This window comes from Microcystis sp. M_QC_C_20170808_M3Col (genome assembly GCF_007095505.1).
GTDB lineage: Bacteria > Cyanobacteriota > Cyanobacteriia > Cyanobacteriales > Microcystaceae > Microcystis.
The window spans coordinates 1-7,290 of the sequence record NZ_SFBY01000384.1 but is presented as its reverse complement, the minus strand read 5'-3'; the positions used below and the strand labels follow the sequence as shown (position 1 = coordinate 7,290).

Below are 7,290 nucleotides of genomic sequence, written 5' to 3'. Positions count from 1 at the left end.
ACTTTTTTAGTTATCAATCTTTCCACCCTGCTTCGGCAGGTTTTTTGGGCTTTTTTATGTCTGAAATGGAAAAACCGCACTTTTTCTCGGTCAATGATGACAATAAGTTATAGCTTAGAGATTCATCAACAACTAAAGCTTATGCTTGTAGCTAAGTGAAATCATTGATTAAGAGACCTGTGCTTTTCAATAACTTTTTGCCGCAAACCCTAGATAAGGGCGATATTGTCGCAATAATTCGATCGCCCCCTGACGACAGCTATATTCCGCTAATAAAGTTTCGTAAGACACAGATTCACCCAATCAAATAAAAGGAGATGAAAATTAAAATCTTGCTGATTTCCAGCTACTGATCAACTTATCCCAACGCGTCGAAGATTTTAAACATGGGCAGGTACATAGACAAAAGAATAGTTCCCACCATCCCCGCAATACCAACCATCATCAAGGGTTCAATGATACTGGTTAAAGCTTTAACGGCCTGTTCCACCTCATCTTCGTAGAAATCCGCCACTTTCATCATCATGGCATCTAATTCTCCCGTTTCCTCCCCAATACTAATCATTTGAATTGCCAAAGGTGGGAAAACATTGGCTTTTTGTAGGGCCAAACTCATCATTCCCCCCTGCTGAATTTCCGCCTTGGCACCGGAAATCGCATTGGCAATTACCTGATTACCCACCGTATTAGAAACGATGTCGAGGGAACTTAAAATCGGGACACCAGAACGCATCAGAGTCCCAAAAACCCGGCAAAATCTAGCCACAGCCGATTTTTCATTCAAATCACCAAAAAGAGGCATTTTAAGGAAAAACTGGTCAATTTGCAGACGACCCATCGGGGTTTTGTAATAGCGACGTAGTAAAAAAACCGTGGCAACAATGGTGACAATCGGAATTAAAATCAACCAACTACGCATCACACCACTTAAAAAGAGCATAAATTGCGTTAAAGCTGGTAGTGGCACGTTTAAATCGGTGAAAATTTTCGCAAACACGGGAATTAAAAAAATTGTCATCCCGAAAAACACAATTATCGCCAAAATTCCCACCGCTACCGGATAAGTCATCGCTGATTTAATCTGGTTTTTCAAGCGGGCCATATCTTCCAAAAGTTTCGAGAGACGGTTCAGCACTTCATCGAGTACCCCCCCCGTCTCTCCAGCTTCGACCATACTGACATAAAGTTCATCAAAACATTCGGGATGTTTGGCCATCGCTTCCGATAACGGAGTCCCTTGCTGTACCTCAGCACTAATCGCTTGTAGGGCTTTTTTCATCTTGGGATTACCGCATTGATCCCCCAAAACTCCCAAACATCTCACAATCGCCACACCAGCATTAATCATTACCGAAAATTGACGGGAAAAAACCGCTTTATCTTTGATGGAAATGCTGGCAAACATCAACTTTAAACCGGAAAGATCGATCTCTCCCCCCACTTTTTTGACCTTACCGACGGCGGCATATTTTGCCCTCAGCATCGTCCGGGCCTGTTCGGGAGACATGGCCTCAACTTTCTCTTGGAAAACTTTTCCAGAGCCGTTTTTAACTTGTGCGACAAAATTAGGCATAGGACAAATCAGTTATCAGTTATCAGTTATCAGTTATCAGTTATCAGTTATCAGTTATCAGATTGGAGTTTTAAGTGGGTAGATAGGGTTTGCTGAATAAATCTAAAAACCTTGTTGGATAAGACTTTTAGACTTTTTTCCCCTCGAAAAGTGCCTTAGCTAGGGGTGATCGGGGGGAAAATTCAGGTACTTTTTCCCTGAAAATTAGGTAGTTGACCACCTGAAAATCGATAAAACCCCACACCCCACACCCCACACCCCACACCCTGCCCCCAGGAAAAGCTTTTTGCCGCAAACCCTAGATACTGTTAAGTGAAAACTTCGGTACTTTCTTTTCACTTAGATTACTGGTCACTGTTCACTGATAACTGATAGGGGCTGACGAACGCTTAAAGGTTACTATTTGTGATTAAATCCGGGCTTTAGCGTTAGTGCTGGCCCCGGCGATAAGACGCTGTAATTCATCGGGTTTACCGCTTTTAGAAATGGCCTCTTCCAAAGAGACAACACCCCTAACAACTAAATTAGCTAATCCCTGTTCCATGGTTTGCATTCCTAACTTCATTCCCGTTTGAATTGCTGAATAGACTTGGGGGGCTTTTCCTTCCCGAATTAGGTTAGCGATCGCTGGAGTTACCACCATGATTTCCTGTACCATTGCCCGACCAAATTCCCCCGGTTTAGGATTTTTTTTCTTGACTAGGTTTTGACTAAAAACTGCTAGTAAAGAATTGGACAACATGGCGCGAATTTGTGCCTGTTGGTTAGCAGGAAAAACGTCAATAATCCGATCCACTGTTCCCGCTGCCGAGCTAGTGTGTAGGGTTCCGAAGACTAAGTGACCGGTTTCTGCCGCCGTGATTGCCAAACTAATTGTTTCTAAATCCCGCATTTCTCCCACAAGTATAATATCAGGATCTTCCCGTAAAGATGCTTTTAAAGCGTTAGCAAAACTCTTGGTATCTTCTCCTTTTTGTCGTTGGTGAAACAGACTTTTTATATTAGGAAAAACGTATTCAATTGGGTCTTCTACAGTTAAAATATGTTCAGCCCTAGTCCGATTAATTAAGTCTAAAATTGCCGCTAAAGTGGTAGTTTTACCTGAACCTGTTTGACCAGTTACGAGAATTAATCCCCTCGGTCTTTCCGATAACTCCCGTACTACTCTAGGTAAATTTAATTGTTCAAAGTTAGGAATTTTAGAAGACAAAGCCCGTAAACAAGCTGCATAAGCTCCCCTTTCTTTATAAACATTGACCCTAAATCTTGCTAATCCTTTCACCCCATAAGAACAGTCTAATTCCCAATTCTGCTCTAACTCTTTTCTTTGGGTATTATTGAGCATACTAAAAATCAATTTCTGACAATCTTGCGGGGTTAAAGATTCTTCATTAATCGGGGACAGTTTGCCACTAATGCGAAAATAGACCGGCGCCCCAGACTGAATGTGCATATCGGAACCGCCCATCTCGACCAATTGTTCCATTAAATCTTCGATCATTAATTCCATAAGTTAAACCCCATCTATAAGGTAAAATCAGTGAACAGTAACCAGTAACCAGTGAACAGTGAAAAGACATTGGGAAAGTGCTATTTAAGACTACTCACTTAATACTCCTTACTTAAAACTCAAATCTCATAACTGATAACTGAAAAACTGTCTTAGTCACTAAATCGCAGTGTCATACAATAGGGACAATCGAGCCATTCTGGTTGTAGTTCGGCGCGACAACCACGACAGATTAAACCGCTTTTCCGTTTGGCTTTTAGTTCCGCTTCCAGACCAGAATCGGTAAATGTCACCCGTTCCACTTCTTCCAGGGTGGTGTAACCCTCGCGCACCAGATTTAAACTATAGGCTAGGAGTGTCACCATGCCCTCATCGACGGCTGTCTCCTTAATGCGATCGGTGGTTGCCCCTTGGTTAATTAACTGCTGTAGTCGTTCACTATTTTGCATTACCTCATAGACCCCGACGCGACCTTTATAACCGCTGCCACCACATTTGGGACAAAGATTACCCTGTTTTCGCGCCTGTTGAATTTCCTCTAGGGTTAGGGTATTAGCCTTATAAAAGGTCACTTCCCGTTCATTGGCAGCGGCAAGACCAAAACGGGCTAATTCCTCTTGGGTGGGGTGATAGGCGACTCGACACTCGGTACAGACGCGCCGCATGAGACGCTGGGCCAAGACTCCCAAGAGAGAACCAGAAATCATAAACGGTTCAACCCCCATCTCATCGAGACGAGCGATCGCACCTGCGGCATCGTTGGTGTGTAGGGTAGTTAAGACCAAGTGACCGGTCAAGGCGGCCTCGATCGCTGTTTTAGCCGTTTCCTTGTCCCTAGTTTCTCCCACCAGAATAATATCCGGGTCTTGTCGCATGAATGCCCGCAGAATCGAGGCGAAATCCATGCCTTTCTCCCGAATTACCTGCACCTGGGTGATGCCTGGTAGAGAATACTCGATCGGGTCTTCGGCGGTACTAATATTAACTCCAGGGTGATTTCTTTCCGCTAACACCGAGTATAAACTGGTGGATTTCCCTGAACCAGTCGGTCCTGTCACCAGCAACAGACCAAAGGGACGACTAGCCATGTCTCGGACGATTTGCAGGGTATTTCGATCGGTGATTAGTTTATCTAAACCCAACTGGGTAGCCGAGTTGTCGAGAATCCGTAAACAGACTTTTTCCCCGTAGCGACTCGGCAGGGTATTAACCCGAAAATCCACTTTCCGCCCTTGATACATCCGCCGAATTTTACCATCTTGGGGAAGACGACGTTCGGCGATATCGAGATCGGCCATGATTTTAAAACGGGCAGTTACCGCCGGGGTAATTTTTTTCGGCAGTGGATCAAAAGCTTGATGAAGAACTCCATCTTTGCGAAAGCGAATTTTCAGGAATTCTTCTTGGGGTTCGATGTGAATATCGGAACTCCCTTCCCGTAGGGCTTTAGCTAGAATTTTATTGACCAGGTTGATGACGGGAGCTTGATTAGCTTCCCCTTCTCCGAGATCATCGGCCACTTCATCGTTAGCACCCCCGGAGGCCACATCAATATTGCCGACAATATCGGTGAGATCCGAGAGTTTTTCCAGTTCTTTTTCTTTTTGCAGTCGGCTTTTTTCCAGTTCTAGTTCCGATTGAGCCGAGTGGAATTTTTCCAGTAATCTTTCATAATCTTCGCTGGTAATCACCAAACGCTGTAAACCTAAATCCCTGGGGCGGAGGATACGATTAATATCGTCGGAAGCCTCGAGGTTGTCGGGATCGACCATGGCTATCAAAATCGCAGCCGGCTCCCCTTCGATCTTTCGCAGGGGGATGAGACGATAGCGACGACAAAGATCGATCGGAATCAAAGAATCGATCAATCGGGCTATTTCCAGTCCATCCACATCGGTTAATTCGGGGTCGAGCGATTGGACTCCGTAGAGAATTTTTAGTTCAAATAACTGGTTTTTCTTATACTGTCGCTGTAAATCCAAGGGCAAAGGGCGCCCGGTTAGTTGTTGTAATATTTCTACTAGCGATCGTCCCGATTTCCGTGTTTCCACTAGGGCCTGTTGCATCTGGTCGGCACCGATATATCCCGACTGCACCAACTTGTTACCAAAGGGGGAAAAGTAATTGCGTAGGGCAACGGCACGGGTTTTCTTGGAAGAAAATGTCATAGACGATTCTTAACCTCTCCACTACCCTTAAATGTTCCCAATTTTACTGAGAAAATTGCATTCTAGCAAAAATTTTTCTAGATCACCGATTATCTGTCGGGGTCGCTTATATCCAGTTACGCATCTTGTCCACAAAATGTTACGTTAAAGGTTAAACCTTGATTATTAGCTGGTACTTAAAGACCAAAATTAGCAGTGAATGGTCATATATTGCCAAATTACCCACTAAAATTGTATACTATGAGCGCAGAACCGAATAACTCAGCAATTTTCGACGAAAACCAAGAATCCTTTCTTAATTCCCCTGAATCCCTTACAACCGAATCGGAAGCCAGTGTCACCGATGAAGCCAAAACGGTGACGAACCGGGCAGCCTCTAGCGAGGAATTTTCCCTTCTAGGCGGAATGACTATCGATGCTCTACAAGAGGAAATCGACAATCTCAAACAGCAGTTAGAGGAACAAACCCAACAGGTTGATGCCTACAAGAAACGCTATATCACTCTAGCGGCCGATTTCGACAATTTTCGCAAACGCACAGCCAAGGAAAAAGAGGAACTGGAAACAAAAATCAAGGGCAAAACCCTGATGGAAATTCTTGGCGTGGTGGATAATTTTGAGCGCGCCCGTACTCAAATTAAACCGGCTAATGATGGCGAGATGGGTATTCACAAGAGTTACCAAGGAGTCTATAAAACCTTAGTAGAAAGTCTCAAGCGTTTAGGCGTTTCCCCCATGCGTTCGGAAGGTCAACCCTTTGATCCCACCTACCACGAAGCGATGATGCGGGAGTACACCGATGAACATCCCGAAGGCACGGTGGTCGAGCAGTTAGTGCGAGGATACACTCTCGGAGAAGATGTTTTGCGTCATGCTTTGGTAAAAGTGGCCGCCCCCAAAGCGGCGGATCCTAACGCCGATCAGTCAGAATCTACTTCCATTCCATCGCAGGAATCGGCCTAAAATCCCGATCGGGATTAAACCGTTTCGAGGGTTAGGTATTTAGCTGGTAGGGTCTGTATTCCCTCCCTATCCCCTATTCCCACTGAAAGACCTTTTCTCTCTTGACCTAGGGTTTGCGGCAAAAAGTTTTTCGTGGGGGCAAGGTGTGGCGTGTGCGGTATGGGGTGTAGGATTTTACCCATAAGAGCCAAAGATATTATCCAACAAGGTTTTTAGATTTATTCAGCCAACCCTATTGATCTTTTAATTAAAAACGCTTCTATACCCAAGGTTTTTGCTCCTTGGTAATCCTCTTTTTTACTATCGCCAATATGCCAAGCTTGTGCGGGGGAACAATCATGTTTTTGCAGGGCGATTTGAAAAATTTCCGGATCGGGTTTAGCCGCTCCTGCATGGGAAGAAATCGTGATCGATCGAAAAAAATATTCTAAGCCTAATTCAGCCAAAACTTGGTAGATACGACTATCAAAATTAGAAATAATGCCCAACTCGATCCCCTGAAGCTGCCAGAGTCTTAAAGCGGGAATGACATCCTCGTACAGCACCCAGGGCCCGGCCGTGGCAAAATGACGATAAAGTTGGCCAAAAAAAGCCTCAAAATCGGGAAATCGTGCCAGATAACCTAAATTATTAAAAACTGCCTCAGTCAACGATCGCCACCACTGATACTCTAACTCAGGAATTTGTGCAGGTTCAACGTTAGGAAAAGCGAGAGGGGGAGAAGTGGGGAAAATAGCCAAGAAAGATTGTTCTAGACTCTCGGCCGCCACCTCTACCCCAAAATCCGCCGCTATTTGGCTATAAATTGCTCCGACACTGCCTTTTACTCCAAAAAGAGTACCCACAGCATCGAGAAAAATAACTTGCGGTTTCTGCATGAGAGTTTTGTCTATGAATGGTTCGTTCTCAGGTTTTTAGGGTCGGCCCTTTAGGTGGCCTAACACACCTAACAATTGCTCATCGAAAATTTTGGGTCTGAAACCCCGTCGTTCTAGGTTGGCTTTACTGTTAAATATTAACACATTTACGAAATATATGCTAAAATGCTCCCCATGGAAAAAGCCTATTGGTTTCGA

The 7,290-nt window shown here is 44.5% G+C and carries 5 protein-coding genes and 1 pseudogene; 2 read left to right on the top strand and 4 right to left on the bottom strand.

The window, feature by feature from the left end:
• Nucleotides 1-159, top strand: a pseudogene (locus EWV84_RS17775) (IS5/IS1182 family transposase); the annotation flags it as partial.
• 199 nt (nucleotides 160-358) lie between these two features.
• On the opposite strand, the gene EWV84_RS17770 reads toward EWV84_RS17775, so the two are convergent.
• The 3 genes from EWV84_RS17770 to EWV84_RS17760 all read right to left on the bottom strand — a co-directional run bounded on the left by EWV84_RS17770 (nucleotide 359) and on the right by EWV84_RS17760 (nucleotide 5,251).
• Nucleotides 359-1,573 carry a type II secretion system F family protein gene (locus tag EWV84_RS17770; RefSeq protein ID WP_287079087.1) on the bottom strand — a complete coding sequence of 405 codons (1,215 nt, stop codon included), beginning with the start codon at nucleotides 1,571-1,573 and terminating at the stop codon, nucleotides 359-361.
• 409 nt (nucleotides 1,574-1,982) lie between these two features.
• Nucleotides 1,983-3,083: a type IV pilus twitching motility protein PilT gene (locus EWV84_RS17765; protein WP_287079086.1), complete on the bottom strand. Its 1,101-nt coding sequence runs from the start codon at nucleotides 3,081-3,083 to the stop codon at nucleotides 1,983-1,985.
• A gap of 152 nt (nucleotides 3,084-3,235) precedes the next feature.
• Nucleotides 3,236-5,251 (bottom strand): GspE/PulE family protein, encoded by a 2,016-nt coding sequence (locus EWV84_RS17760; protein WP_287079085.1) that lies wholly within the window; start codon nucleotides 5,249-5,251, stop codon nucleotides 3,236-3,238.
• A 240-nt stretch (nucleotides 5,252-5,491) separates the two neighbouring features.
• On the opposite strand from EWV84_RS17760, the gene grpE reads away from it, so the two are divergent.
• Nucleotides 5,492-6,214 carry a nucleotide exchange factor GrpE gene (gene grpE / locus EWV84_RS17755; RefSeq protein WP_287079084.1) on the top strand — a complete coding sequence of 241 codons (723 nt, stop codon included), beginning with the start codon at nucleotides 5,492-5,494 and terminating at the stop codon, nucleotides 6,212-6,214.
• 218 nt (nucleotides 6,215-6,432) lie between these two features.
• On the opposite strand, the gene EWV84_RS17750 is transcribed toward grpE, so the two are convergent.
• Nucleotides 6,433-7,092: an HAD-IA family hydrolase gene (locus tag EWV84_RS17750; RefSeq protein ID WP_287079083.1), complete on the bottom strand. Its 660-nt coding sequence runs from the start codon at nucleotides 7,090-7,092 to the stop codon at nucleotides 6,433-6,435.
• Nucleotides 7,093-7,290: the final 198 nt, after the last annotated feature.